This window comes from Pseudomonas sp. M20 (genome assembly GCF_045037865.1).
Taxonomy (GTDB): Bacteria; Pseudomonadota; Gammaproteobacteria; order Pseudomonadales; family Pseudomonadaceae; genus Aquipseudomonas.
The window spans coordinates 3,239,561-3,262,640 of record NZ_CP173611.1 but is presented as its reverse complement, the minus strand read 5'-3'; the positions used below and the strand labels follow the sequence as shown (position 1 = coordinate 3,262,640).

Genomic DNA, 23,080 nt, shown 5'->3' with positions numbered 1-23,080 from the left:
ATGAATCAGGAAGAACAACTCTGCCCCAACGATCTTGTGCTGCTGCACCTCGGCCGGCGCTTGTTGGCAGATGGATATCGGTTCACCACCCCGACGCCGTTGACCCATCAAAGGGTCAACCAGCGTGACGAGGGTCAGATGGCCGACTCTTTGCGCGATGTGTTCGGCTGGTCGCGGCCATTCGCGCCGGGGTTGTTGTCGGCCGATGAGCAGCGGCAACTGCACGACGCGCAGGTCATTGATAATTACGAAGGCCACCTGAAGAGTCGCGTGCGCTGGTCGAGCCTGGATGATTTGCTGTTCGTGCATTCGGCATTCCCCACCGAGGCGGCTGATGCGGTGTTTTTCGGCCCTGACACCTATCGTTTTGCGCAACTGATCCACACTCACCTGCAGCAAAACTTCGCGCCGATCCATCGCGCGGTGGACATCGGCTGTGGGGCTGGCGTCGGTGCGATTCTCATCGGCCGCGCCCGTCGCGAGGCACAGGTGCTGGCGCTGGACATCAACCCTGCCGCGCTGCGTCTGACTGCTATCAATGCCGCGCTGGCGGAAGTTGCCAACGTTGAAGCGCACGCCAGTGATCTGTTGCAGGGCGTCGACGGCGAGTTCGACCTGATCGTCGCCAACCCGCCGTACATGGCCGATCCGGCCGAGCGCGCCTATCGCCATGGTGGCGGCACGCTTGGGGCAGGGTTGTCGCTGCGCATCGTCGAGCAGGCACTGAATCGGCTGGCACCTGGTGGCTCGCTGCTGCTCTACACGGGCGTGGCGATGGTCGATGGTCGCGATCCGTTTCTCGACACCGTGCTACCGCGACTCGACGAAAAGCGCTTCGGCTGGACGTACCGCGAACTCGATCCGGATGTCTTCGGCGAAGAGTTGCTCAACCCCGGCTATCAACGAGTCGACCGCATCGCAGTGGTGGCGCTGACCGTGACCCGAATGGGTTGAAACAAGGCAGGTGGACGATGAACAGGAACCTCGACGACTACAACCGCATGCGCGATTTTTCGGCGACCTCGGAACCGGCCGCCGTCAAGCGCTCGGGGCGTAAAACCGCTACGGATCACGCGTTGCAGTTCTGCATCCAGAAGCACGATGCTTCGCACCTGCATTACGACTTTCGCCTGGAACTCGACGGCGCCTTGAAGAGCTGGGCAGTGCCGAAAGGGCCGTCGCTCGACCCCAAGGTCAAGCGTCTGGCGGTGCATGTCGAGGATCATCCGCTGGATTACGCGACGTTCGAAGGCAGCATTCCCGAAGGGCATTACGGCGCCGGGGATGTGATTGTCTGGGATCGTGGCGTATGGATTCCGCTGGAGGACCCGCACAAGGCCTACGAAAAGGGCAAGCTCAAGTTCGAATTGCAAGGCGAAAAGCTCGGCGGTATCTGGAACCTGGTGCGCACGCACATGCCAGGCAAGAAAGAGCAATGGTTTCTGATCAAGCATCAGGACAGCGCTGCACGGCCGCAGGATGACTACGACGTGTTGCTGGCCGAACCGGACAGTGTCCTGAGCGAACGCACGATCGTCGACAAACCCAAACTGGCCGCCGAGCAAAGCAAACCGCTGAAGAAACCTGCGGCGAAAACCCGCAAGCCCGTGAGCGGCAAGCTCACCGGCGCGCACAAGGCCAAACTGCCGACGCAACTCAAGCCAGAACTGGCCACGCTGGTCGACAGTGCGCCCGAAGGGCAGTGGAGTTACGAGATCAAATTCGACGGCTACCGGATCATGGCGCGCATTGATCATGATCAGGTGCAGTTGTTTACCCGCAACGGTCACGACTGGACGCACAAGTTGCCGCAACAGGCCGCAGCTCTGGCGGCGCTGGGATTGGAATCGGCGTGGCTGGACGGGGAAATGGTCGTCGCCAACGATCAGGGCGTCCCGGATTTTCAGGCCCTGCAAAATGCCTTTGAAGCAGGGCGTAGCGGCAACATCCTCTACTACCTGTTCGATCTGCCGTATCTCAACGGTGTCGACCTGCGTGAAGTGCCGGTTGAAGAGCGGCGCGCTGCGCTGGCCACGGTGCTCGGCGTCCACGAACAACCGTTGCTGCGTTTCTCTGAAGCCTTCGACGAAACCCCGGATGCACTGCTCAACAGTGCCTGCCAGATGCAGATGGAAGGCCTGATCGGCAAACGCCTAGGCTCGCCGTATGTGTCGCGGCGCAGTGGCGACTGGATCAAGCTCAAGTGCAAACACCGTCAGGAGTTCGTGATCGTTGGTTACACCGATCCGAAAGGTTCGCGCAGTGCCTTTGGCGCATTGCTGTTGGGGCTGCACGATCGCGACAGCGGCGAATTGCGCTATGCCGGTAAGGTCGGCACCGGTTTCAACGAATCAACGTTGAAAAGCATTCTGGCCCAACTCAAACCCTTGCAGGTGAAGAAGGCGGCGGTGGTCAATCCACCCAGCGGCTTCGAGGTCAAAGGCGTGCACTGGCTCAAGCCGAAACTGCTGGCAGAAGTCGCATTCGCCGAAATGACCAAGGACGGTTCGGTGCGCCACGCTGTATTCCATGGCTTGCGCGATGACAAACCGGCCAAGGGCATCACAGAGGAGCGAGCGAAACCGGTGAAGACTGCAGAGAAGAAAACGCCTGCGAAGAAAGCGCCGAAAAAGGCCCCGGCGAGCAACACCGAAACCGCGCCGTCTCAACTTGGACTAGCCAACGGCAAGGTGCGCATCACACACCCGGATCGGGTGATCGACGCAGTCAGTGGCACCACCAAGATGCAACTGGCCGAGTATTACGCCAGCGTTGCCGAATGGATTCTGCCGCAGCTCAAGGATCGCCCGGTGGCCCTGGTGCGTGCCCCGGACGGCATCGCCGGCGAACTGTTCTTCCAGAAAAACGCCGAACGCCTGGCGATCCCCGGCATCACCACGCTGGACAAGGACGTTACCGGGCAGCCGGTGATGTTGATCAACAACGCCGAAGCGCTGATCGGCGCGGTGCAGATGAGCACGGTCGAACTGCACACCTGGAACGCCACCACGATCGATCTGGACAAGCCCGATCGCTTCGTTCTCGACCTCGACCCGGATCCGGCACTGCCATGGAAAAGCATGGTCGAAGCGACGGCACTGACATTGACCGTACTTGATGAACTGGGCCTCAAAGCGTTTCTCAAAACCAGCGGCGGCAAGGGCATCCACCTAGTGGTGCCGCTGACCCGCAAACTTGGCTGGGACGAGGTCAAGGACTTCAGCCACGCCATCGTCCGTCATATTGCCAAGCTGTTGCCGGAGCGGTTTTCGGCGGTGTCCGGGCCGAAAAACCGCGTCGGGCGAATCTTTATCGATTACCTGCGCAACGGTCTGGGCGCCACCACCATCTGCGCTTACGCCGCGCGCACCCGCGAAGGCTTGCCGGTGTCGGTGCCGCTGTTTCGCGAGGAGGTCGCCGAGATCAAGGGCGGCAATCAGTGGAACGTGCATAACGTTCACCAGCGACTGGTTGAAGTCGGTGACGAGCCGTGGGCCGACATGAGGAAAACCCGGCAAATCATTACCGCCGAGATGCGTAAACGCCTGGGTCTGAAAAAGTGATCAGGTGTCGCGCAGCAAGTCGTGGGCGTTGAGCAGTTCGAAAGCGATCTCCGGGCGATTTTCCAGTCCGCGGCGAATGGCCGCCGGAATCGCTGCACGGGTCTTGCGGCACAGGCCCGGTAATTCGTCGATCTGAATGGCAATGCCGCGCATGGTGCGCACTTCATTGAAGCCGGGGGCGACGTCGACGCGAATGCCCAGTTGCTCGAACATGCGCTGTTGCAGATGCTTGAGATCATTCAGGTCCTTGAGCATTTCAAGGCGAGCAAGCAGGCGTTTTTCTTCCTCTCTGGTCAGGCGCAGGATGCGCAGATCCGCATCGGGCATTTCCAGCAACGGGTCGCGCCCGCAATTGCAGGCGCCGGGCGGGCAGGGTAAGCGCAAGGGCACAGAAGTCGTCATGGCCTCCATCATAGAGGCCGTCGGACAGTTTTGCCTATGCGCCGTCAGCGGCCATCCATCGGCTGCTTTATCCGTGACGGCTACTGATTCAGGCCTTCGTAATGCACCAGAATCGCGTTGGCCAGATCTTCATCGCTGGCGTTGATGCCAGGATTGTCCTGGCGAACCTGTTGCAGTACCGATTCAAGATAAACCCCACGAATGGCCCCGCCACTGGCGACAAAAGCAGACAAGTCGTCACGGGCCGGAATCACCATTTTGTGATCCTTGAAGGTCGAGTACAGCGACGCGGAGACACCGGCCGAGGTGGCGACATCTCCGGCATCGACTTTGGCCAGAGCGGAACCAACGGGCAGGCATAGGAGTAAAGAAGAAACGAGCACTAACTTGCGCATGACGGTGTTCCTCCACAAGCGCGAAGCAAAAAGGGAAGGACTACATAATGTGAGAGGGGCGCGCGCGGCGGGAGTTCCGTGGCGCAACAAAGTCTGCGTTATTGCAAACAGGCGCGGGCAACGCCATGGCGGGTTGCCCGTCTTTCACTCTGTAATGAGTCAGATCACTCCACAGGCCATGCGATCACCGCCACCGCCCAGCGGTTTGGGCATGTCGGCGTGGTTGTCGCCGCCAGCGTGAATCATCAGCGCGTGGCCTTTGATTTCGGAGATTTTTTTCAGGCGCGGCGCCAGAACCGGGTAGTTGGCGATGCCGTCGGCAGTCACGTAGACCGCTGGAAGGTCGCCCAAATGACCATCAGCGTACGGGCCGAGGTGCTTGCCGGTTTTCTGCGGGTCGAAATGTCCGCCTGCGGCGAGTGCGGCGCCTTTCACGCCATCCTTCATGCCGGCTTCGCAGCTGCCGTTTTCATGCACGTGAAAACCATGGATGCCGGCAGGCAGGGATTTCAGATCCGGGGTGAATAGCAGGCCATAGGCGGTTTCACTGATGGTGACCGAGCCGATCGCCTGCGGCGCACCGTCGGCGCTGACCAGATTGATGGCGACTTTTTCCGTCGCCGCGTGTGCGGTGCCGATGGCGAAGGTGCCGAGCAAACCCAACCACAATGCGCGTTTCATAGGCGTTTCCTTTTGCTGTACGAATGTTCAGAGCGACGGACTCAATAGCCTGACGGCATTAACCGGCGATGAAGGCGTTGGCCGTGCGCGTTGAAAAGTGAGACTTGCTGCGCAATCCGAAAGTTTTGCTGCCTTTAGCCAGCATGCCGACACCTGCTGACACGCTCTGGCGCGGCAGACCTGCGCAAATAGGCTTAACTGAAGGCTGACAAGCGCTTACGGGCGTAACGAGAGAGGAAAATCCGGTGTCGATCAAACTGCGTTTAGTGTTGCTGATTGTGACAAGTCTGCTGACGGCGTTGATCGTGAGTCTGGTCAGTTACGTCGGCAACCAGCGGATGGCCTCAGCGGTCAGCGATAACGCGGTCAGCATGAGCGCGCTGCGCAACCACATGGAAGCCGACATGATGCACGACGCCCTGCGCGCCGATGTCTACTCGGCGATGCTGGTCGGGCTAGGCAAAAGCACCAGCACGGCGAGCGAGGTGCGCGATTCGATCAACGAACATGCCGGGCATTTTCGCGAAGTGCTCGAGGAGAACCTCAAACTGCCGATCAACCCGAGATTGCGCACGGCCCTGGAAAAGATCAAACCGAGCCTCGATACCTACATCAACGCGGGTGAACGGATCGTCGGGTTGGCCTTGGACAATCCTGATGCCGCTCAACAGGAACTGGGCACCTTCAACACGGCGTTTGGTCAGCTTGAAGAGCAAATGGCTGCGTTAAGCGAGTCGATCGAGTCCAATACGCTGCAGACCAGCGCAGCAACCGAATCAGCGATCCGTAGCGCCAACGTTGCGCTCGGCGTGGTGTTGATCGCCAGTCTTGTGCTGCTCTTGATCCAGGGGCGCTGGGTCATTTTGAGCATCATGGGGCCGTTGAAGACCGCCAGTCGCATCGCCGAAAGCATCGCCCACGGCAACCTCAGCGAGCTGATTGCCGAACCGTCCGGCAAGGATGAAGCCAGTGTCTTGATTCGTACATTGGCGACCATGCAGCGCGACTTGCGCAACATGATCGATGTGGTGCGGCGCAATGCTCACGGCGTCAGTGGCATGAGCGAACAGCTCAGCCACGGCTGCCATCAGGTTGCCGACAGCAGTCAGCAGCAAAGCGTGGCTGCCGGCACCATGGCCGCCGCCGCCAGCCAGATGACCGCGAGCATCGAGGAAATCACCCGCCACGCCGAACGCGCCCTGAGCATGGCCAATCAAGCCGAAACCCTGGCGAAAGAGGGCGGTGGTGTGATTCATCAAGTGGTCAGCGACATGGACGATATCGCGCGCTCGGCGCAACAGTCGGCACAGGTGATCCGCACGCTGGATCAGGAATCCGAAGCCATCTTCAACATCATTCAGGTGATCAAGAGCATCGCCGACCAGACCAACCTGCTGGCGCTCAACGCCGCCATTGAAGCGGCCCGGGCCGGCGAGCAGGGAAGGGGGTTTGCGGTGGTCGCGGATGAAGTGCGTAGTCTGGCGGCACGCACCAGCGCTTCTACCCAGGAAATCGCCGCGATGGTCGCGCGCATTCAGCACAGCACCCGCGAGGCAGTCAGCAGCATGGAGGCGGGTGTCGCGCAGGTCGACAAGGGCATGGCGGTGACGGCGGATGTCGAGCGGGCCATCCGCGAAATCCTCGAGGCGACGTTGAGCACGACGCAACTGGTCAACGACATCACCCGCACGATTGGCGAGCAGAGTCAGGCCAGTAACGAAATTGCCCATCAGGTGGAAATGATTGCCGGGATGTCCGAGGGCAATAGCCGTGTGATCGGGCAAACGGCGAATACCACCGATGAGTTGTCGAGTCTGGCGGGGCAGTTGGCGCAGTCGGTGGATCGGTTTCGGTTGTGACCAGAAAGATGTGTAGTGCCTGGGCTGCCGCCTTCGCGAGCAGGCTCGCTCCCACCTTTGGAATGCGTTCCCCTGTGGGAGCGAGCCTGCTCGCGAAGAGGGCAGCCCAGTCAACATCTATTCAGAGTCAGTTAACCCCGATCAAAACTTGAACGCCTGCCGCCCCACCAACAACCACTTGCCGTCCTGCTTCTGCCAGATCTGGAAATTCTCGATCTCGGTCGGTATCACCTCGGTCCCCTTCAACGCCTGCGCGGAAAAGTGGTGGCGCACCAGCGCGGTATCGCCGGACAGGGTAATGGTCTGGTTCTGCATCTCTAGCGTCTTGAACGCGCTCTTGCCGGTTTCGATATCGGCGATGAATTCTTTCTTGTCCTGAATCTTGCCGCTGGAATGGCCGTAGGTCAGGTTGGGCGCGGTGAGGGCGTTCAGTTCGGCGATGTCCTTGTGCAGCATTGCCTGGGTCAGATGATCCACCGCTTGGGCGACATCTTTTTCCGCCGGGGCAGACGCAGCCATGGCGTAACCGTTGAAGGCACAGAGAAAGCCGATCAGGAGTCGGGTCTTGGTCATGACATGTGTTTCCTTGTTGTTATGGGTGATGACTGGTTCGTCGGTCATCGTACAACCTAGCAGATAATGATTGGATAAGGCACTGCCCCAAAGCGCTAATCGTCGGGGTCATGTTCAGCCTTCATCGGCCGATACCGTCCAGAGCGGAAAAAGACTCTCAGGTCGGGAACAGACGCGCGGGTTTGCCCTGACGTGATATTCTTCGCGCCAACTTGGTTTGACCTTATTCAGTTTGCTTGCCTCAGGGCGGGCCGACGGAATCCCTGTCGCTCAAGTAGCTGAGCCAATAATGATAAGAAGTCAGTTCAGAAGGGACATTAACTGAGGTCGATGCAACATGTCGGCCTTGTGTGCCCACCCGTCAAAATTGAAGTGTGCCGGAATCTGCGACGCTAGCCTGAGCGTCATCAAAGCGGATCGCATACAGATAACAGCGGCGGGCGGAAGGCGTTTTATCATAGGTGCAACAGATGTTTAAGAAAGTGAACACAGCCCTGCTGGGTCTGGCTTTGGCGATGGGGATGACATCCGCCAATGCTGACGAAGCAAAGAAAGTCGACGTCCTGCTGATCGGCGGCGGCATCATGAGCACCACCCTCGGTGTGTGGATCAATGAGCTGGAGCCAAGCTGGTCGATGGAAATGGTCGAGCGCCTCGACGGCGTCGCCCTGGAAAGCTCCAACGGCTGGAACAACGCCGGTACCGGTCACTCGGCGCTCGCTGAGCTGAACTACACCCCGGAAGACGACAAAGGCAACGTAACGATCCCGAAAGCCGTCGAGATCAACGAAGCGTTCCAGGTCTCCCGTCAGTTCTGGGCCTGGCAGGTTCAGCAAGGCGTTCTGAAGAACCCTCGCTCGTTCATCAACACCACTCCGCACATGAGCTTCGTGTGGGGCGATGACAACATCAAGTTCCTGAAAAAGCGCTACGAAGCCTTGCAAGCGAGCCCGCTGTTCGCCGGCATGCAGTACTCCGAAGACCCGGCTGTGATCAAGAAGTGGGTTCCGCTGATGATGGAAGGGCGTGACCCGAACCAGAAAATCGCGGCCACCTGGAGCCCGCTGGGTACTGACATGAACTTCGGCGAAATCACCCGCCAGTTCGCTGCCCACCTGCAGACCAAGCCTAACTTCGATCTGAAACTGTCGAGCGAAGTGCAGGACATCACCAAGAATGCCGACGGCACTTGGCGCGTCAGCTACAAAAACCTGAAAGACGGCACTAAAACCGAAACCGACGCCAAGTTCGTCTTCATCGGCGCTGGCGGCGGTGCACTGCACCTGCTGCAGAAGTCGGGCATTCCTGAAGCCAAGGAATACGCTGGCTTCCCGGTAGGCGGCTCGTTCCTGGTGACCGATAACCCGGCCATCGCTGAACAGCACCTGGCCAAGGCCTACGGTAAAGCCTCGGTTGGCGCACCACCGATGTCCGTTCCGCACCTGGACACCCGTGTTCTGGACGGCAAGCGCGTCATCCTGTTTGGCCCATTCGCGACCTTCAGCACCAAGTTCCTGAAGGAAGGTTCGTACCTGGACCTGCTGACCAGCACCACCACCCACAACATCTGGCCTATGACCAAGGTCGGCATCAAGGAATACCCGCTGGTCGAGTACCTGGCTGGTCAACTGATGCTGTCGGATGAAGACCGTCTGAACGCGCTGAAGGAATACTTCCCGAACGCTAAAGCCGAAGACTGGCGCCTGTGGCAAGCCGGCCAACGCGTGCAAATCATCAAGCGTGATGAAGCCGCTGGTGGCGTGCTGAAACTGGGCACCGAAATCGTTGCTGCACAAGACGGCTCCATCGCCGGCCTGCTGGGCGCATCGCCAGGCGCGTCGACCGCTGCACCGATCATGCTGAGCGTGCTGCAGAAAGTCTTCAAAGACAAAGTTGCATCGCCTGAGTGGCAAACCAAGCTGCACCAGATCGTGCCAAGCTACGGCACTCAGCTGAACAGCGATCCAGCCAAAGTGGCTGCAGAATGGGCCTACACCGCCAAGATCCTCGAACTGCCGACGCCTCCAGTGATCGGTCAGGTGACTGCTCCTGCGGCACCTGCAGCTGAGAAAGCTGAAGCGCCGAAGGAAAACGCTGCACGTGACATGGCGCTGTAACTAGCCGCCTGACACACAAAGCCCACTGAACCGGCGACGGTCAGTGGGCTTTTTTTTGCATTTGCCCTTTACGTCCCTGTAGGAACTGCCGAAGGCTGCGATCTTTTGATCTTGAAGAAAAGTCAAAGATCGCAGCCTTCGGCAGCTCCTACGGGGTTATATCTGTGCTCAGGTGTTTAGGCTTTTGCCTTGGCCAGATAAGCGCCGAGTCGTCGCCCCATCTCTTCCCCCAACGCCTGCAATCCGCTCAGCGGGCGAACCATTACCTCGAATTCGACAATCTTGCCGTGCTCATTGAAGCGAATCATGTCGATACCTTTCAGCTCCTTCGAACCCACCTTGGCGCTGAACTCCAGAATCACATTCAAGCCATCGGCAGTCGCCAGTTCGCGGTGGTAGATGAAGTCTTCAAACACCTCAAATACGGTATTGAGGATCATCGACACTACCGGCGCACCCGGGTAAGGCGTATGCGCCATCGGCGAGCGGAACACGGCTTGCGGATCAAGCAATGAGGGCAGGGCGCTCAAACTGCCGGTGCGGATCATTTCGTGCCATTGCTTCAGGGATTCGGCGACGTTGGCTTGCAGGTTCAGGTCAGTCATGTGCACTCCGCGATGTTGTTGGTTTTCTGGCGACCGCCATGACTCTAGATCAATCTCAGTGAAAGGAAACCCTTGTGTGCCGACCTGAATATCGGCCCATGGCCGGTGCAGATCAGATGCGTATCTGATCCGTATTTTTTCGTCTTATCTGACGCTGTTACCGGCGCAGCCAAACGTCCAAAATGCCCCGGCAGTGCGGTCACTCGCGACAGTCCTTCATTCCGAAGCGCCCAGTGCACCGCAAGCTCAGCATTGAGGAGAGCAACATGAACAAGATGGCGATTTTTCTGGGTGGCTTTCTGACACTGACCATTCTGATCGGCCTGCTCGCAACGATTTCTCCGGTCTGAGATGGCCACCGGGTGATGTCGGAGGAGTTGCGCGCGAATCGTGTTTAAATGCCGCGCCTTCAGAGCTGGAAATGGACGTCACCCATGGCCGAACAACGGATCCGCGCCCTCGCACTTTGCGTTTTTCATCACAACGGCAAAATTCTGGTCAATGAGTTCCGTGATCCGGTCAGCCAGCAAACCTGCTTTCGGCCTATTGGCGGCGGTATTGAATTTGGCGAGACCAGCGCCGAAGCGATCGTGCGCGAAGTGCAGGAGGAGTTGGGCCTGTCCGTGAGTGACGTGCGCCTGCTCGGCACACTCGAAAGCCTCTTCGTCTACAACGGCAAACCGGGTCATGAAATCGTTCAGGTGTATGACGCGACGTTTATCGACCGTAGCGTTTACGCGCACCCACAGATCGATGGACATGAAAGCGACGGCGCTCCCTTCACCGCGCGCTGGCACGACAGCTCAAGCTTCAGCGCGCTAGCGCCTTTGGTACCGAAAGGTTTGCACGATATGCTGGAGAATGCCGGATTGCTGGTTTGATAATCGGCTAAGGAAAGGTTCATCGGGGCGCCGTGGTTAGTTTGGCAATCGCGGCCCAAGTGATGACGGTTTCTGTACCGGCCTCTTCGCGAGCAGGCTCGCTCCCACAGGATTGCAGGTGAACACAAGTTTTGTGACCGACCTCGATCAGGGTGGGAGCGAGCCTGCTGGCGAAAACTGAGTATCAGCCACCGTTGTTGCGACGACGTTCAATACCCTCCGGGCCGCCGCTGTCCAGCAACCTTCTTTCCACCAAGACATTCTCAAGCGCCTGACGCTCGACCGGCGCCATTTGGTGTTCACGCTTTTTCAGCTCCAGCAGAATCGGGCTGGACCAGGCGCGGTAGGTCTGTTCGATGTTGCGACGCGACGTCATCAGTCTCTCCTTGATCAAGAGCCCGGTGTTGCGGGCAGGGGCTCAATCCGATGAGGTATTAACGTTAGACGACAAAGCCGGAAGTCGCGAATGTGCCGCGAAGGCCTACAAAGGGATTTGTACCGTTGCGAACATTTATGCTCGGCACGATCAGAGGTCGCCGCGGTCGTACTCTTCACATGGGCGTATCACTTGTGGAGATCCAATGAGCCAGGAAGTCCTGACCACCGAAACCAACCGCCGCCAGTTGCAGCAGATTATCGCCGGGCTGTCCGACGGGGTGATTCTGCTGGAGCTGGATCAGAGAATTCTCTGGGCCAACGAAGCGGCCCTGGTCATGCACGGTGTCAAGCGGATCACCGATCTGGGCCACAATGCCGACGAATACGCCAAGAAATTCAACCTGCGCTATCGCAATAATCACTCGATCACCGCCGAAAACTATCCGATCAGCCGGGTAGCGCGCTGTGAGAGTTTCAATGACGTGTTGATTGAAGTGTCGCCGAGCGACGACCCCGAGCGCATCTGGGTGCACAGCGTGCGCAGCATGATTCTCACCGATCGCGAAGGGCAGCCCGAGTCGTTGGTGCTGATCATGAGCGACGTCACCGACTGGGCCAACGCCGAGCAACGCTTCGAAAGGACGTTCAACGCCAACCCGGCACCGGCGGTGATCTGCCGGCTCAGTGATCTGCGTTACATCAAGGTCAATTCGGGGTTTCTGGACATGACCGGGTACACCCGTGAGCAAGTGATTGGCACGTCCTCTTATGAAATCGATATTTTCGAGCAGGCCGAACACCGCGATCTGGCGATTCAGCGCCTGCGCGATGTCGCGACCATCCCGCAGATGCAGGCCGAATTGCGCCTGCCCGATGGCAGCAGCAAGCAAGTGATCGTCGCCGGGCAGCCGCTGACGCTCAACGATGAGGATTGCATGCTGTTTTCCTTCGTCGACATGGAGTTGCGACACAAAGCCGAAGTGGCGCTGCGTCAGAGTGAGGAGCGTTTCGCCAAGGCGTTCCGCCTGACGCCGGTGCCGATCCTGATCTGCAGTGCCGACGAGCAGCAGGTGATCGACGTCAATCAGGCCTTCCTCGAAACCCTGGCCTACGACAGCGAGGACGTACTCGGCAAAACCGTCACGCAGCTGGATTTCATCGATGACAGCGGCGCTTGTACTCGGTTGCTGGCGGCGCTGGCGAAAAACGGTCGGGTAGATCGGGTGGATGTGCGGGTGCGCAGGAAGGATGCGGATCTGCTCGAATGTGCGCTGTCCGCCGACACCGTGAATATTCAGGACACACCGTGTTATTTGCTGGTGTTGATGGACATCACCGAGCGCAAGCGCACCGAGCTTGAACTGGTGGCGGCGATTGAGGAGGTGATGAAAGATGCTTCGTGGTTCAGTCGGACGCTGATCGAAAAACTGGCCAATGTGAAGAAGGTCAACTCGCCGCAATTGCCTACCGTTTCGTTTACCGATCTGACGGCGCGTGAACGTGATGTGCTGGGGCTGATCTGTGAAGGGCTGGCGGACAAGGAGATCGCGGCGCGGCTGAAACTCGCGCCGAACACGGTGCGTAATCATGTCGCCACGGTGTATTCCAAGCTGGATGTGCACAGTCGCAGTGAGGCGATTGTCTGGGCGCGGGAGCGTGGATTGTTCTCCGGGGAGTCGGGTGGCAAGGGTCAGCGATAGGGTGCAAATGCACTAGTGGGTCTGGTGCAATTTGAGGTGTTGGCGGGCGGCGGCTGTTCTTAGTCTGGTGGGGTGCGGTGCAAGCCTTTTGAGGTTTGTGGTCGCGTCCCTTCGAAGTTGGTAAAGGAACAGCTGCAATGATGAATCTTGCGCAGTTGCGCGCTCAGCTTGAACGCAGTTTTTCGCCGCTGGCGTGTGAGTGTCTGGTGGATGGTGATCATTCGCTTACCGTAAAGCTTTATCACCCGGTGTCGGGGCAGGTGGATCTGGTGATCAGTGGGTTGAAGCTTGATGGGTTGCGTTCGCCTGAGTCGGTCGAGGCGTTGGTTGAAGAGTTGCGGTATGAGCTTGAGAGCAATTCTTTGCGTTCGTCTCGGGATTCGGGTTTGGCTTAGGGCTTTTGGGCTTGGCGGCCTTTGGGCCGACCATGCTCTTGGGGGTTGGGGGGGATATCCGTTTCTTCGGGGGCTGCGGCTGGCGGTTCCGCTCTTACAGCGGGTCACTTTTTCAGACGCCAAAAAGTAACCAAAAGGCTGGGCCCCGGCGTTCGGCCCACTCGCTAAAGCTCGGGGTTCCTTCGTTCCGGGATCGATCCGGGGGCAGCGCCTACGGTTTGCTTCGCTGCACCTCCTCTCGCTGTGTTTGGCTTCGCCAAACGGTCGCTGCGCTCCCACCCCCGGATCAATCCCTCCACTCAGCCTGCCGAAGGGGCCAGCACGGCAAGATCAAGAGCTGCAGCCGAGCTAACGCTCATCCTGTTGAGTGGTTAGAAGCCGATGCGGTTTGCTTTTGCTTTTGCTTTTCTGTAGGAGTGAGCCTGCTCGCGATGGCGGCCTGACAGCCGACCAATATCTTCCAGATGTACATGATCCCTGTGGGAGTGAGCCTGCTCGCGAAGAGGCCTTGTCTGGCAAAGCACATTTCAAGTTGCCAATTCTCTCGAATCCGAACGCAAAATCGACAGCCACTTTCTCCCGATCCGGCCGATTCACTGGCGCTTGCAGGGCGCTCGGCTATAAAGAATGAGTGGTCAGGTCTTCCGTGGTCGGTTGGGTCGCGGGAGTTGCTCTTCCATTCATCGCGGGTCGTCCTATGAACAATCTTGGGAAACGCGTGTTGCCGTTGGTTTTTTTTACCGTTTTGCTGGCGGGTTGTGCCAGTCCACCGCCACCTCCACCGGTAGCGCCACCTCCGCCACCGGAACGTACTTGCCAGGTGCTCGAAAACACTGAAGTCGCCGGTGACGTGTACGCCGACGGGCAGGTGACTCGACACATCACCACCACCCGTTGCGTCACGCAGTAGCGCCGGCGGGGCGCAAGTCCCGGGTTGAGCGGATTGTGCTGGTGGCCGATCTGGCCGGTATGGCGGTGTTTGCCGTGGAAGGTGCGATTGCGGCGATGCGCAGTCAGCTCGACTTGCTCGGGGTGATGGTGATTGCGTTTATCGTCGCCCTCGGCGGCGGGGTTACTCGTGACTTGCTGATTGGTGCGACGCCACCCAATGCCGTGGCCGACTGGCGCTATCCGGCACTGGCGTTTTTCATGGGCGGGCTGGCGTTTGTCTTTCATGAGCAGGTGCTGGGCTGGTCCGGTTCAACCCTGATCGTGCTGGACGCTGCGGGGTTGGCGTTGTTTGCCGTGGCGGGTGCGCAGAAGGCGTTGAATTACGGCATTACGCCGTTTGTGGCGATGCTGATGGGCACGATCACCGGCGTTGGCGGCGGGGTGATTCGTGACATTGTGCTGGCGCGGATACCGGTGGTGTTGCAGGCGGATTTGTATGCGAGCTCGGCGTTTGTCGGTGCGGCGGTGTTGATCGTTGCGCGCAGGTTGGGCGTTTCACCGGTAGCGGCGGCGTTGCTGGCGGGGGCGGGGTGTTTGATGTTGCGTTTGCTGTCGGTGCATTTTGGCTGGCAGTTACCCAGAGTCATTGCCTGATACACAAATCCCTGTAGGAGCTGCCGAAGGCTGCGATCTTTTGACTTTGATTTATTCAGATCAAGATCAAAAGATCGCAGCCTTCGGCAGCTCCTACAAATTCGATTTCAGATCCGGATCAGGAAAGAAATCCACCGTCGACGTTGAGCGCAACCCCGGTGGTGTAGCTCGACGCATCACTGGCCAGGTACAACACCGCACCGGCCATTTCACTCGGATCCGCCACGCGCTTGAGTGGGATCTGCGTCAGCGCTTGCTTGAGGATCGCATCGTTCTTCACCAGCGCCGAGGCGAATTTGGTGTCGGTCAGGCCCGGCAGCAGGGCGTTGCAGCGGATGCCGAACTGCGCGCATTCCTTGGCAAACACTTTGGTCATGTTGATCACCGCCGCTTTGGTCACCGAGTAGATGCCCTGGAAGATCCCCGGCGAAATGCCGTTGATCGACGCGACGTTGATGATGCTGCCGCCACCGTTTTCGCGCATCAGCTTGCCGGCCTCGACCGACATGAAGAAGTAGCCGCGAATATTCACGTCGACAGTCTTCTGGAACGCGCTCAGATCGGTGTCCAGCACGTTGCAGAATTGCGGGTTGGTCGCGGCATTGTTGACCAGAATGTCGAGGCGGCCGAACTGTTCCTTGATCCCGGCGAAGACCTGGCTGATCTGCTCCATTTCACCGATGTGGCAGGCCACGGCTGTTGCTTTGCCGCCAGCAGCGATGATCGCATCGGCGACGTGCTGGCAGCCGTCGAGTTTGCGGCTCGAGACGATCACGTGGGCGCCTTGCTGGGCCAACAGTTTGGCGATGGCTTCACCGATGCCACGGCTGGCGCCGGAAACGAAAGCGATCTTGCCGTCGAGGTCGAACAACTGAGTCTTGGACATAAGGGTTCCTGGGTGTGGGCCGTCAGAGGCTCGATTTCGCAATGACCTGCAAGCTCATCTGCTCCAGCAGTTTGTTCATGTGAATGAACTGCGCGAAGCGTTTGTCCTGGGTCTGGCCATGGTAGAAGCGGTAGTAGATCTGCTGCACGATGCCGGCCAGACGGAACAGGCCGTAGGTGTAGTAGAAGTCGAAATTGTCGATCTGGATGCCCGAACGCTCGGCGTAGTAATCGACGAACTCGCGGCGGGTGAGCATGCCCGGTGCGTGGCTCGGCTGGCGGCGCATCAGTTGCACCGGCGCCGGGTCCTCGGCCTGAATCCAATAGGCGAGGGTGTTGCCCAGGTCCATCAGCGGGTCGCCGAGGGTGGTCAGTTCCCAATCCAGAACACCAATGATCTGCATCGGATTCTGCGGATCGAGGATGACGTTGTCGAAGCGATAGTCGTTGTGGACGATGCTTGAAGTCGGGTGGTCGGCCGGCATCTTGTCGTTGAGCCAGGCTTTGACCTTTTCCCAGTGTGGCGCGTCGGGGGTCAGGGCTTTTTCGTAGCGTTCGCTCCAGCCTTTGATCTGGCGCGCGACGTAGCCCTCCGGTTTGCCCAGGTCGCCGAGGCCGCAGGCGTTGTAATCGACGCGGTGCAGTTCGACGAAGCGATCGATGAAGCTTTTGCACAGCGCTTCGGTTTTTGCCGAATCGAGGCCCAGTTCCGGCGGCAGTTCCGAGCGCAGGATGATCCCCTTGACCCGTTCCATCACATAAAACTCGGCGCCGATTACCGATTCGTCGGTGCAGTGCACGTAGGCTTTCGGGCAATACGGGAAGCCGTCACGCAATTGATTGAGGATGCGGAATTCGCGGCCCATGTCGTGGGCGGATTTGGCCTTGTGGCCGAACGGCGGACGGCGCAGGACGAATTCCTGTTCCGGGTATTCCAGCAGGTAGGTCAGGTTCGACGCACCGCCGGGGAACTGGCTGATCGCAGGTGTGCCGCTGAGGCCCGGAATGTGCGCCTTGAGGTACGGATCGATCAGGCTGGCATCGAGTTCTTCGCCAGAGCGGATACGGGTGGACTGGTCAGTAAGCGCCATGCTTATCCCTTCTGCTTATTTTGGAGGCCAGACATCATTGGCTAATCTAATGGCGCGCCCGATTGCTCACAAGCGCGGTACGGTCTTATAGGTTAGCGTGTTGCCGGATAATCAGCGTTCCGAATAAGCGCAGAAGCCCTATGCACAAGCCGCCGCAGGCTGCGGCGTTTCTGCAGCGGTCGGGTGTTGGTCAGTGCACGCGCTGGTTGTTGAGTTTCGGTGGAAGAGCGATGGGCGTCAGCACCGGTTCGCCGGAGAAGAATGCCACGAGGTTTTTGCCCACCAGTTCCACTGTGCCTTGCGTCGCTTCCGGTGACAGGCCTGCGACGTGTGGCGTCAGCAGCACGTTACTCAGGGTTTTCAGCGCATCGGGCACTTGCGGCTCGTGGTCGAACACATCCAGTGCCGCACCGGCAATTCGGCGTTGTTCAAGCGCCGTGATCAGATCCGTCGTGGCAATCACACTGGCGCGGGCGATGTTGACGATAAAGCCCTTCGGCCCGAGCGCATCCAGCACCGGACGAGTGACCAGATGCTGTGTGCCGATTCCGCCAGGCGTGGCAATGATCAGGAAGTCCGATGCCCGCGCCAGTTCGGTCGGCGTTGAGCAGAACGCATAAGGCACATCGCTGCGCACCTGGCGGCTGTGGTAGCTGATTTCCATGTCAAAGCCGAGATTGGCGCGTTTGGCGATCGCCATGCCCACGGCGCCCAGCCCGAGAATCCCCAAGCGTTTGCCGGCCAGCGACGGACGCATGATTTTTGGCCATTCACCCCGGCGTACCGCAGCGTCGCAACGCGGAATATCCCGCACCAGCGCCAGCAGCATCGCCATTGCATGGTCGGCCACCGACGAAGCGTTGACCCCGGCACCATTGGTGACGGTGATACCACGGTTGCTGGCGGCCTGCAGGTCGACGTGTTCGTACCCGGCGCCGATGACGGTGATAATTTTCAGCGCGGGCAGGGCGGCGATTTCTTCCGCTGTCAGGCCCAGCGGGCCGCGTGTCAGCACCGCGTCGATACGGCTGCCGTGGGTGGCGATGGCTTGCGCACGTTCGGCGGGCGTGGGAGCGAGGATCAGGTGAAAGCCCTGATGTTCGAGAATCGGTAAATAGTCATTGATGGTTTCAACCAGTACCAGAACGGTTGCGGGCATTGCGCGGCTCCTGTGATCGGCGGCGGGTTGGTCGCGAAAGTCGTTTCAGAGTGCTGAATCCGCAGCGGCTTGGCAATCATTGTCATTCACGCAGTGGTGCTTTTGATTCTGGACGGCTTCGGGCAAGAAGCAAGGGGAGGCAGCACACCGGTGATCCGCTGTGCTGTCGGCATCATTGGGCCGCTTGGGCTTTGGATTGTTCAGCCAGGGCAATCGGCTTGAAATCGTAGGTCGGATAAAACTCGGTTCGGTAACTGCCCCACGCGGTGTTTTCCAGGGCGAGGTTCACTTCTGCCAGTCTGGAGGCGGGAAAGCGCACGGTCACCACCTGGCCAATGCCCATCATGATGTTCCAGCTCACCACTTCGACCCCGGCGGGAGGAAAGGTTTTGTAAAAGCCTTGTTGCGTCAGCTGGGCTTTGAGCTCGTTCAACGGACGGGTCTGATCATGTTTGAGAAACACGGTCAGCATCATGGCGTTGTCGGCCGTGGCAACTGCATTTTTGGCGGGTTGGGCGGCGGCTTGCGCGTTGACACCGGCGCAATATACCGATGAGACAACTAACGTGGAAATCAGCAGGGTTTTAAGTGACTTTTGCATCATCGACTCCTGGCTTTATTGTTTGATGGCGGACTTTGTTTCAATAGTTCCGGTATACGGTGCATGAACGACATGAATGCGCACCAGCGAGTTGTTTTCCATCATGTCGCGAGGGACTTCCCGAGAATAAGTGAATTCAACGCTGTTCATTGTTTCCAGCTGCCTGACAATCGTTTTGGTGGGGCCGATATCAGGCACCAGTACGTGCTGTTTTTGATCGCCGGTGACAAAGAAGTAACCTCCACCACCCTTGCTGTACTTTGACTCGCCTGTGTCGGCGTAAAAGAACTCATAGCGATTACGCTCGGGATCCCACGTCGATATCCCCACGACATCGGGATACTTTGCTTTAACGTCGGTTTCAGGGGCACCGTCGATATATACCCGGGTTGTCAGCCAGCGGGGCGAGGAAGCCAGTTCGCGGACGTCAGCGCTGGCGGGCGAGGAGAACAGTACGGCCAACAACAGGCCGGTCATCAGGTTCTTTTGCATGCGGTGATCCTCTTGAAAAACTTTAAAGATCGCTTGCTATTGGTTGTTTGAACTCACGGCGTGAAAAATATAGACCCGCTGTGGAGGGATATTCAATGGCTGCGTAGTTGCTTGTAACAAATGCCTGTTGTTTGGTTTCTGGTCGTGTTTTGTTGCAGGTTTTTTCGGTGTTATTAGTTGTAGGAAAATTCTGAGTAGTGGGTGTGTGATGAGCTTGTTTGTTGGCGAGTTCTGTCATTAATGTCGCGATTAATGTTAATGACCTACACGGTGTTGTAGGACGGGGAATAGGGTTACAAATTCCTGATTGACGCAACTGCAGTCAATGAAGTTGCGTCGATTTCAAGAGGCGCTTTTTCAGAACGTCACTTGCGCGCTGTCGATTAACCGCGCGAAGGCGCCGCCGAGGGTTGCGTTGTGATGCTCGATGATCGCTGCGGCCGGTAGCGCAGCAGTGTCCATGCAAGTGTGAGCATCAACGACCAGCAGTGGCTTGAAGCCGAGGTCTGCGGCGGCGCGGCAGGTGCTGTCGATGCAGAACTGGCTTTTCATGCCAACGATATAAAGGTCATCGACTTGCGCGGATTCGAGTTGCCGAGCCAATTGAGTGCCATGGAAGGCATTCGGCCGGGATTTGTCGAAGAGGGTGTCGAGATCAGCGTCCAGTTCAAGCGCTGGCAGCAATTGCCAGAATGGGCTGCCAGCGGCAATCGGTGAGTCTTCCGGGCCGGTGTGGCGAACGGCGAAGATTGGCACTTGACTGGCGCGTGCCTGAGCGATCAGGCGCTGGATGTTGGCCAGAATCCGTTCGCCGTCGCAGGGCTTTTCCGGGCCGTGGAAAAGGCCGACCTGCATATCGATGATCAACAGTGCTGCGGGCATGGTGCTTCTCCTTGAGTGCTGCAGATGCCGCACGGACGGGAGAAACAACAAGGCCCCGTCCATTGCTGGCGGGGCCCTGGGTTTGCTGCGCTGGGTTTACCTCACGCACAAACACCACGGCCCGCCGGTGGCGGTCGTGGTGGTGCGGGTGAGTTGCAGCGCGCGAATGTTCATGGAACCGATCATGCTGGCACCGATGCCGGGCTGTCAATCACCCGCTCAAGTGACGTATTGCGCAATGCCGTTACCGAATGACCAGTTCTCTTTTTTCACCTCCACCAGATTGATGAAGACGTCTTCCAGGCGCACCGCCAGTTGGGTGTGCAGGCTTTCGGCGATGGTTTTGAACAGCAACTGTTTCTTCTCTACCGAGCGCCCTTCGCTGATGGTGATCTGAATGAACACCACGCCGTCGCTGCGCTGGATTCCCAGATACTGCGGGTCGTAGACGAAGTGCTGGCTATCGTGCTCGGTGAGGATCTGGAAGTTGTCGTGCTCCGGCACATCGATACAACTGCGCAGGGCGGAATAGATCTGCTCACCGATGCGTTTGGCGAAAGTTGGGTCGGGGTTTTGTTTGATGTCGACGCGAACGAGGGGCATGGGCAGAGACTCCGGTGGGAGGGGACTCATTCACGCTAGAACATATCAACCAGATTGAAAGTATGGGGTGATGACCTCGTTGCTGTTTTTGTATGAGGCTACCTACGAAACTCGAGGATTTTACCTACGCATTTGGCAGAGCCATCTGCTATCGGGCAGACGGTCCACGCGAAATCATGGGGCAGCAATGGGAGGTGGTCCAGGATGGAAAAGCTTCCCGAGCGTTAACTGTCAGCAGCCAAGGAAGGTTCATGCATCTTGATGACTACAAAAATGTGGAGATCGAAAGGCTACAAACGGAAACCCAAAAGCTCGGCGCGGAGAGGCGCAAGCTCTTGGCGGAGGAAGCAAAACTGAAACTTGAGACTTTTTTGTATCCCCTTGTGGTGGGGGCTGGGGCATTAACTGCAATTGCCACCGCCGTTGGGCTTTATCTGAAGCTGTAAGAGAGCGCAGCAGGTTGCCGTTGCGCATGCGTGTTGATTCAGAGCACCAAAAAAAGGGAAGGGGGCAGTATGAGCACAGAGGAAAGCAGAGCCAGGATAGACCGACTGTATCAAGAGGAGTTTGAGTTCAGAGAAGCCATGAAGCCCTTTCGCAAAGCCGAAAGGCGTGAAACGGTTTTGCTGTTTGGCCTTGGAATGCTGATGGGTGCGGTGGGGATCGCTTTCGTGATGGTGTTGGCTCGAGCCCTCTGAATACCCTTGCATGTGCCTGTTAACGACATCATGAATACCTGTTTACGACAGATAATTTCCCGAAAACGACACCAAACGGATCTGCTCCGCACAACCATTCCTCAGCTAAGTCTTTGCTTCTGCTCATTTATCGCGGAGAATCGCGCCCCTGTTTCGGCCGGAGCATGTCTGTCGGTTTTTTCCGACGCGTCCTGACCGAGTGGCAAGTGACCGGAATGCGGAGATCCGACCGGATGAATGATCAGGCCAATAGCGTCGAAGAGCGCTTTGATGCAGCAGCACCCGCTGAACTTTCGAGCTGGAATCGCCAGGACACCACCTGGATGTTGGGACTGTTCGGGACGGCCATCGGCGCCGGCACCCTGTTTCTGCCGATCAACGCAGGTCTGGGTGGCTTCTGGCCGCTGGTGGTCCTCGCGCTGCTGGCGTTCCCGATGACCTTCTACGCGCACCGTGGCCTGACCCGTTTCGTACTTTCCGGTCGCGAAGGCGCCGACATCACGGAAGTGGTCGAGCAGCATTTCGGCATCAAGGCCGGTGCGCTGATCACCTTGCTGTACTTCTTCGCCATTTTCCCGATCCTGCTGATCTACAGTGTTGGCCTGACCAACACGGTCGCCAGTTTCCTCGAACACCAACTGCACATCACACCGCCACCGCGCGCGCTGCTGTCGTTCGTGTTGATCCTCGGTCTGCTGGCCGTGGTGCGCTGCGGTGAGCAGGCGATCGTCAAGGCGATGAGCCTGATGGTTTACCCGTTTATCGTCGCGTTGCTGTTCCTCGCGGTGTACCTGATTCCGCACTGGAACGGCGGCATCCTTGCTACCGCTTCGCACGTGCCAGCGCCGTCGGCGTTGCTGCACACACTGTGGCTGGCGATTCCGGTGATGGTGTTCTCGTTCAACCATTCGCCGATCATCTCGGCGTTTGCGGTCGATCAGAAGCGTCGTTATGGCGTCCACGCTGAAGAGCGCAGCTCGCAGATCCTGTCCCGCGCGCACCTGCTGATGGTGGCGATGGTGCTGTTCTTCGTCTTCAGCTGCGTGCTGACCCTGACGCCGGAGCAACTGGCGGAAGCCAAGGCGCAGAACCTGTCGATCCTGTCGTACCTGGCCAACCATTTCAGCAATCCGACCATCGCCTTCGCGGCGCCGTTGATTGCGTTTGTGGCGATCTCCAAGTCGTTCCTCGGTCACTACATCGGCGCCAGCGAAGGTCTCAAAGGCCTGATCATCAAAAGCGGCAAACGTCCGGGCGCCAAGGCGCTGGATCGCATCGTGGCGGCGTTCATGCTGGTGGTGTGCTGGATCGTGGCGACCCTGAACCCAAGCATTCTGGGCATGATCGAAACCATCGGCGGCCCGGTGATCGCAGCGATTCTGTTCCTGATGCCGATGTACGCCATCCGTAAGGTGCCGGCGATGGCGCGTTATCGTGGTCAGGCGTCTAACGTGTTTGTCACCGCAGTAGGTCTGGTGGCGATTTCGGCGCTGATTTATTCGCTGACCGCGTAAGCCACAACTCCAGATACTCAGCTACAGTGGCCGCTGCATACGGTGTATGCAGCGGCTTTTT

General features: G+C 58.5%; 25 protein-coding genes and 1 pseudogene. 13 read left to right on the top strand and 13 right to left on the bottom strand.

Annotation, left to right across the window (positions count from 1 at the left end):
- Both ACI514_RS14465 and ligD read left to right on the top strand, forming a co-directional pair.
- On the top strand, window positions 1–954 hold the full coding sequence (locus ACI514_RS14465; RefSeq protein WP_160057297.1) for a class I SAM-dependent methyltransferase: 954 nt from the start codon (window positions 1–3) through the stop codon (window positions 952–954).
- A gap of 17 nt (window positions 955–971) precedes the next feature.
- Window positions 972–3,563 (top strand): DNA ligase D, encoded by a 2,592-nt coding sequence (gene ligD / locus ACI514_RS14460; protein ID WP_405124132.1) that lies wholly within the window; start codon window positions 972–974, stop codon window positions 3,561–3,563.
- On the opposite strand, the gene ACI514_RS14455 is transcribed toward ligD, so the two are convergent.
- The 3 genes from ACI514_RS14455 to sodC form a co-directional block, all read right to left on the bottom strand.
- Window positions 3,564–3,965 (bottom strand): hypothetical protein, encoded by a 402-nt coding sequence (locus ACI514_RS14455; protein ID WP_405124131.1) that lies wholly within the window; start codon window positions 3,963–3,965, stop codon window positions 3,564–3,566.
- Window positions 3,966–4,045: 80 nt separating this feature from the next.
- The gene (locus ACI514_RS14450; protein ID WP_141129811.1) at window positions 4,046–4,360 is read right to left on the bottom strand and encodes a DUF2388 domain-containing protein; all 315 of its coding nucleotides are present in this window, start codon (window positions 4,358–4,360) and stop codon (window positions 4,046–4,048) included.
- 159 nt (window positions 4,361–4,519) lie between these two features.
- The gene (gene sodC / locus ACI514_RS14445; protein ID WP_405124130.1) at window positions 4,520–5,041 is read right to left on the bottom strand and encodes a superoxide dismutase [Cu-Zn] SodC; all 522 of its coding nucleotides are present in this window, start codon (window positions 5,039–5,041) and stop codon (window positions 4,520–4,522) included.
- 245 nt (window positions 5,042–5,286) lie between these two features.
- Between sodC and ACI514_RS14440 the strand changes: the two are divergent.
- Together ACI514_RS14440 and ACI514_RS14435 are read left to right on the top strand one after the other, a co-directional pair.
- Window positions 5,287–6,042 (top strand): annotated as a pseudogene (locus ACI514_RS14440) (MCP four helix bundle domain-containing protein); the annotation flags it as partial.
- A complete protein-coding gene (locus ACI514_RS14435) occupies window positions 6,037–6,900 on the top strand; it encodes a methyl-accepting chemotaxis protein (RefSeq protein WP_405124224.1) in 864 nt (287 codons plus the stop codon). The pseudogene ACI514_RS14440 and the gene ACI514_RS14435, both read left to right, overlap by 6 nt.
- Before the next feature lie 141 nt (window positions 6,901–7,041).
- Here ACI514_RS14435 and ACI514_RS14430 read toward each other — a convergent pair whose 3' ends face one another.
- Complete coding sequence (locus tag ACI514_RS14430; protein WP_095120253.1) at window positions 7,042–7,473, bottom strand: nuclear transport factor 2 family protein; 432 nt, start codon at window positions 7,471–7,473, stop codon at window positions 7,042–7,044.
- Window positions 7,474–7,943: 470 nt separating this feature from the next.
- On the opposite strand from ACI514_RS14430, the gene mqo reads away from it, so the two are divergent.
- On the top strand, window positions 7,944–9,590 hold the full coding sequence (gene mqo, locus ACI514_RS14425; RefSeq protein ID WP_160057302.1) for a malate dehydrogenase (quinone): 1,647 nt from the start codon (window positions 7,944–7,946) through the stop codon (window positions 9,588–9,590).
- 176 nt (window positions 9,591–9,766) lie between these two features.
- Here mqo and ACI514_RS14420 read toward each other — a convergent pair whose 3' ends face one another.
- Window positions 9,767–10,195: a nuclear transport factor 2 family protein gene (locus ACI514_RS14420; protein WP_160057303.1), complete on the bottom strand. Its 429-nt coding sequence runs from the start codon at window positions 10,193–10,195 to the stop codon at window positions 9,767–9,769.
- Between the two features lie 434 nt (window positions 10,196–10,629).
- On the opposite strand from ACI514_RS14420, the gene ACI514_RS14415 reads away from it, so the two are divergent.
- The gene (locus tag ACI514_RS14415) at window positions 10,630–11,076 is read left to right on the top strand and encodes an NUDIX hydrolase (protein WP_160057304.1); all 447 of its coding nucleotides are present in this window, start codon (window positions 10,630–10,632) and stop codon (window positions 11,074–11,076) included.
- Window positions 11,077–11,260: 184 nt separating this feature from the next.
- On the opposite strand, the gene ACI514_RS14410 is transcribed toward ACI514_RS14415, so the two are convergent.
- Window positions 11,261–11,452 (bottom strand): hypothetical protein, encoded by a 192-nt coding sequence (locus ACI514_RS14410; protein ID WP_160057305.1) that lies wholly within the window; start codon window positions 11,450–11,452, stop codon window positions 11,261–11,263.
- 205 nt (window positions 11,453–11,657) lie between these two features.
- Between ACI514_RS14410 and ACI514_RS14405 the strand changes: the two genes are divergently transcribed.
- The 4 genes from ACI514_RS14405 to ACI514_RS14390 all read left to right on the top strand — a co-directional run bounded on the left by ACI514_RS14405 (window position 11,658) and on the right by ACI514_RS14390 (window position 15,094).
- Window positions 11,658–13,154, top strand: coding sequence for a helix-turn-helix transcriptional regulator (locus tag ACI514_RS14405; RefSeq protein WP_405124129.1), 1,497 nt, complete (start codon window positions 11,658–11,660; stop codon window positions 13,152–13,154).
- Between the two features lie 137 nt (window positions 13,155–13,291).
- Window positions 13,292–13,549, top strand: coding sequence for a DUF1652 domain-containing protein (locus tag ACI514_RS14400; protein WP_160057307.1), 258 nt, complete (start codon window positions 13,292–13,294; stop codon window positions 13,547–13,549).
- A gap of 697 nt (window positions 13,550–14,246) precedes the next feature.
- Entirely contained in the window at window positions 14,247–14,459 is a 213-nt protein-coding gene (locus tag ACI514_RS14395) for a hypothetical protein (RefSeq protein WP_160057308.1), read from the top strand.
- Window positions 14,444–15,094, top strand: coding sequence for a trimeric intracellular cation channel family protein (locus ACI514_RS14390; RefSeq protein ID WP_405124128.1), 651 nt, complete (start codon window positions 14,444–14,446; stop codon window positions 15,092–15,094). Before ACI514_RS14395 ends, ACI514_RS14390 begins: the two co-directional genes overlap by 16 nt.
- A gap of 118 nt (window positions 15,095–15,212) precedes the next feature.
- Here the strand turns inward: ACI514_RS14390 and ACI514_RS14385 are convergent, their stop codons facing one another.
- The 7 genes from ACI514_RS14385 to ACI514_RS14355 form a co-directional block, all read right to left on the bottom strand.
- Window positions 15,213–15,980 carry an SDR family oxidoreductase gene (locus ACI514_RS14385; protein WP_034152479.1) on the bottom strand — a complete coding sequence of 256 codons (768 nt, stop codon included), beginning with the start codon at window positions 15,978–15,980 and terminating at the stop codon, window positions 15,213–15,215.
- Between the two features lie 22 nt (window positions 15,981–16,002).
- Window positions 16,003–17,070, bottom strand: coding sequence for a phosphotransferase family protein (locus ACI514_RS14380; protein WP_160057309.1), 1,068 nt, complete (start codon window positions 17,068–17,070; stop codon window positions 16,003–16,005).
- A 190-nt stretch (window positions 17,071–17,260) separates the two neighbouring features.
- On the bottom strand, window positions 17,261–18,229 hold the full coding sequence (locus ACI514_RS14375) for a 2-hydroxyacid dehydrogenase (RefSeq protein WP_405124127.1): 969 nt from the start codon (window positions 18,227–18,229) through the stop codon (window positions 17,261–17,263).
- A 172-nt stretch (window positions 18,230–18,401) separates the two neighbouring features.
- Window positions 18,402–18,830, bottom strand: a complete 429-nt coding sequence (locus ACI514_RS14370) for a hypothetical protein (RefSeq protein ID WP_160057311.1) — start codon at window positions 18,828–18,830, stop codon at window positions 18,402–18,404.
- A gap of 15 nt (window positions 18,831–18,845) precedes the next feature.
- A complete protein-coding gene (locus ACI514_RS14365; protein WP_405124126.1) occupies window positions 18,846–19,322 on the bottom strand; it encodes a DUF4822 domain-containing protein in 477 nt (158 codons plus the stop codon).
- Window positions 19,323–19,679: 357 nt separating this feature from the next.
- A complete protein-coding gene (locus ACI514_RS14360) occupies window positions 19,680–20,204 on the bottom strand; it encodes a cysteine hydrolase family protein (protein WP_160057313.1) in 525 nt (174 codons plus the stop codon).
- Between the two features lie 219 nt (window positions 20,205–20,423).
- Window positions 20,424–20,807: a tautomerase family protein gene (locus ACI514_RS14355; protein WP_122607114.1), complete on the bottom strand. Its 384-nt coding sequence runs from the start codon at window positions 20,805–20,807 to the stop codon at window positions 20,424–20,426.
- A gap of 251 nt (window positions 20,808–21,058) precedes the next feature.
- Between ACI514_RS14355 and ACI514_RS14350 the strand changes: the two genes are divergently transcribed.
- The 3 genes from ACI514_RS14350 (at window position 21,059) to ACI514_RS14340 (ending at window position 23,019) form a co-directional block, all read left to right on the top strand.
- On the top strand, window positions 21,059–21,253 hold the full coding sequence (locus ACI514_RS14350; RefSeq protein WP_405124125.1) for a hypothetical protein: 195 nt from the start codon (window positions 21,059–21,061) through the stop codon (window positions 21,251–21,253).
- 69 nt (window positions 21,254–21,322) lie between these two features.
- Window positions 21,323–21,505 carry a hypothetical protein gene (locus tag ACI514_RS14345; RefSeq protein WP_160057316.1) on the top strand — a complete coding sequence of 61 codons (183 nt, stop codon included), beginning with the start codon at window positions 21,323–21,325 and terminating at the stop codon, window positions 21,503–21,505.
- A gap of 233 nt (window positions 21,506–21,738) precedes the next feature.
- Window positions 21,739–23,019, top strand: a complete 1,281-nt coding sequence (locus ACI514_RS14340; protein WP_160057317.1) for an HAAAP family serine/threonine permease — start codon at window positions 21,739–21,741, stop codon at window positions 23,017–23,019.
- Window positions 23,020–23,080: the final 61 nt, after the last annotated feature.

Bases quoted from the DNA above. Each gene is read 5' to 3' on its own strand.
- ACI514_RS14405 (WP_405124129.1), top strand. From the start codon at position 11,658: ATGAGCCAGGAAGTCCTGACCACCGAAACCAACCGCCGCCAGTTGCAG.
- ACI514_RS14365 (WP_405124126.1), bottom strand. From the start codon at position 19,322: ATGCAAAAGAACCTGATGACCGGCCTGTTGTTGGCCGTACTGTTCTCC.
- ACI514_RS14350 (WP_405124125.1), top strand. From the start codon at position 21,059: ATGCATCTTGATGACTACAAAAATGTGGAGATCGAAAGGCTACAAACG.
- ACI514_RS14435 (WP_405124224.1), top strand. From the start codon at position 6,037: ATGCAGCGCGACTTGCGCAACATGATCGATGTGGTGCGGCGCAATGCT.
- ACI514_RS14420 (WP_160057303.1), bottom strand. From the start codon at position 10,195: ATGACTGACCTGAACCTGCAAGCCAACGTCGCCGAATCCCTGAAGCAA.
- ACI514_RS14355 (WP_122607114.1), bottom strand. From the start codon at position 20,807: ATGCCCCTCGTTCGCGTCGACATCAAACAAAACCCCGACCCAACTTTC.
- ACI514_RS14410 (WP_160057305.1), bottom strand. From the start codon at position 11,452: ATGACGTCGCGTCGCAACATCGAACAGACCTACCGCGCCTGGTCCAGC.
- ACI514_RS14360 (WP_160057313.1), bottom strand. From the start codon at position 20,204: ATGCCCGCAGCACTGTTGATCATCGATATGCAGGTCGGCCTTTTCCAC.
- ACI514_RS14345 (WP_160057316.1), top strand. From the start codon at position 21,323: ATGAGCACAGAGGAAAGCAGAGCCAGGATAGACCGACTGTATCAAGAG.
- mqo (WP_160057302.1), top strand. From the start codon at position 7,944: ATGTTTAAGAAAGTGAACACAGCCCTGCTGGGTCTGGCTTTGGCGATG.
- ACI514_RS14430 (WP_095120253.1), bottom strand. From the start codon at position 7,473: ATGACCAAGACCCGACTCCTGATCGGCTTTCTCTGTGCCTTCAACGGT.
- ACI514_RS14340 (WP_160057317.1), top strand. From the start codon at position 21,739: ATGAATGATCAGGCCAATAGCGTCGAAGAGCGCTTTGATGCAGCAGCA.
- ACI514_RS14380 (WP_160057309.1), bottom strand. From the start codon at position 17,070: ATGGCGCTTACTGACCAGTCCACCCGTATCCGCTCTGGCGAAGAACTC.
- ACI514_RS14370 (WP_160057311.1), bottom strand. From the start codon at position 18,830: ATGCAAAAGTCACTTAAAACCCTGCTGATTTCCACGTTAGTTGTCTCA.
- ACI514_RS14385 (WP_034152479.1), bottom strand. From the start codon at position 15,980: ATGTCCAAGACTCAGTTGTTCGACCTCGACGGCAAGATCGCTTTCGTT.
- sodC (WP_405124130.1), bottom strand. From the start codon at position 5,041: ATGAAACGCGCATTGTGGTTGGGTTTGCTCGGCACCTTCGCCATCGGC.
- ACI514_RS14415 (WP_160057304.1), top strand. From the start codon at position 10,630: ATGGCCGAACAACGGATCCGCGCCCTCGCACTTTGCGTTTTTCATCAC.
- ACI514_RS14395 (WP_160057308.1), top strand. From the start codon at position 14,247: ATGAACAATCTTGGGAAACGCGTGTTGCCGTTGGTTTTTTTTACCGTT.
- ligD (WP_405124132.1), top strand. From the start codon at position 972: ATGAACAGGAACCTCGACGACTACAACCGCATGCGCGATTTTTCGGCG.
- ACI514_RS14400 (WP_160057307.1), top strand. From the start codon at position 13,292: ATGATGAATCTTGCGCAGTTGCGCGCTCAGCTTGAACGCAGTTTTTCG.
- ACI514_RS14455 (WP_405124131.1), bottom strand. From the start codon at position 3,965: ATGACGACTTCTGTGCCCTTGCGCTTACCCTGCCCGCCCGGCGCCTGC.
- ACI514_RS14450 (WP_141129811.1), bottom strand. From the start codon at position 4,360: ATGCGCAAGTTAGTGCTCGTTTCTTCTTTACTCCTATGCCTGCCCGTT.
- ACI514_RS14465 (WP_160057297.1), top strand. From the start codon at position 1: ATGAATCAGGAAGAACAACTCTGCCCCAACGATCTTGTGCTGCTGCAC.
- ACI514_RS14375 (WP_405124127.1), bottom strand. From the start codon at position 18,229: ATGCCCGCAACCGTTCTGGTACTGGTTGAAACCATCAATGACTATTTA.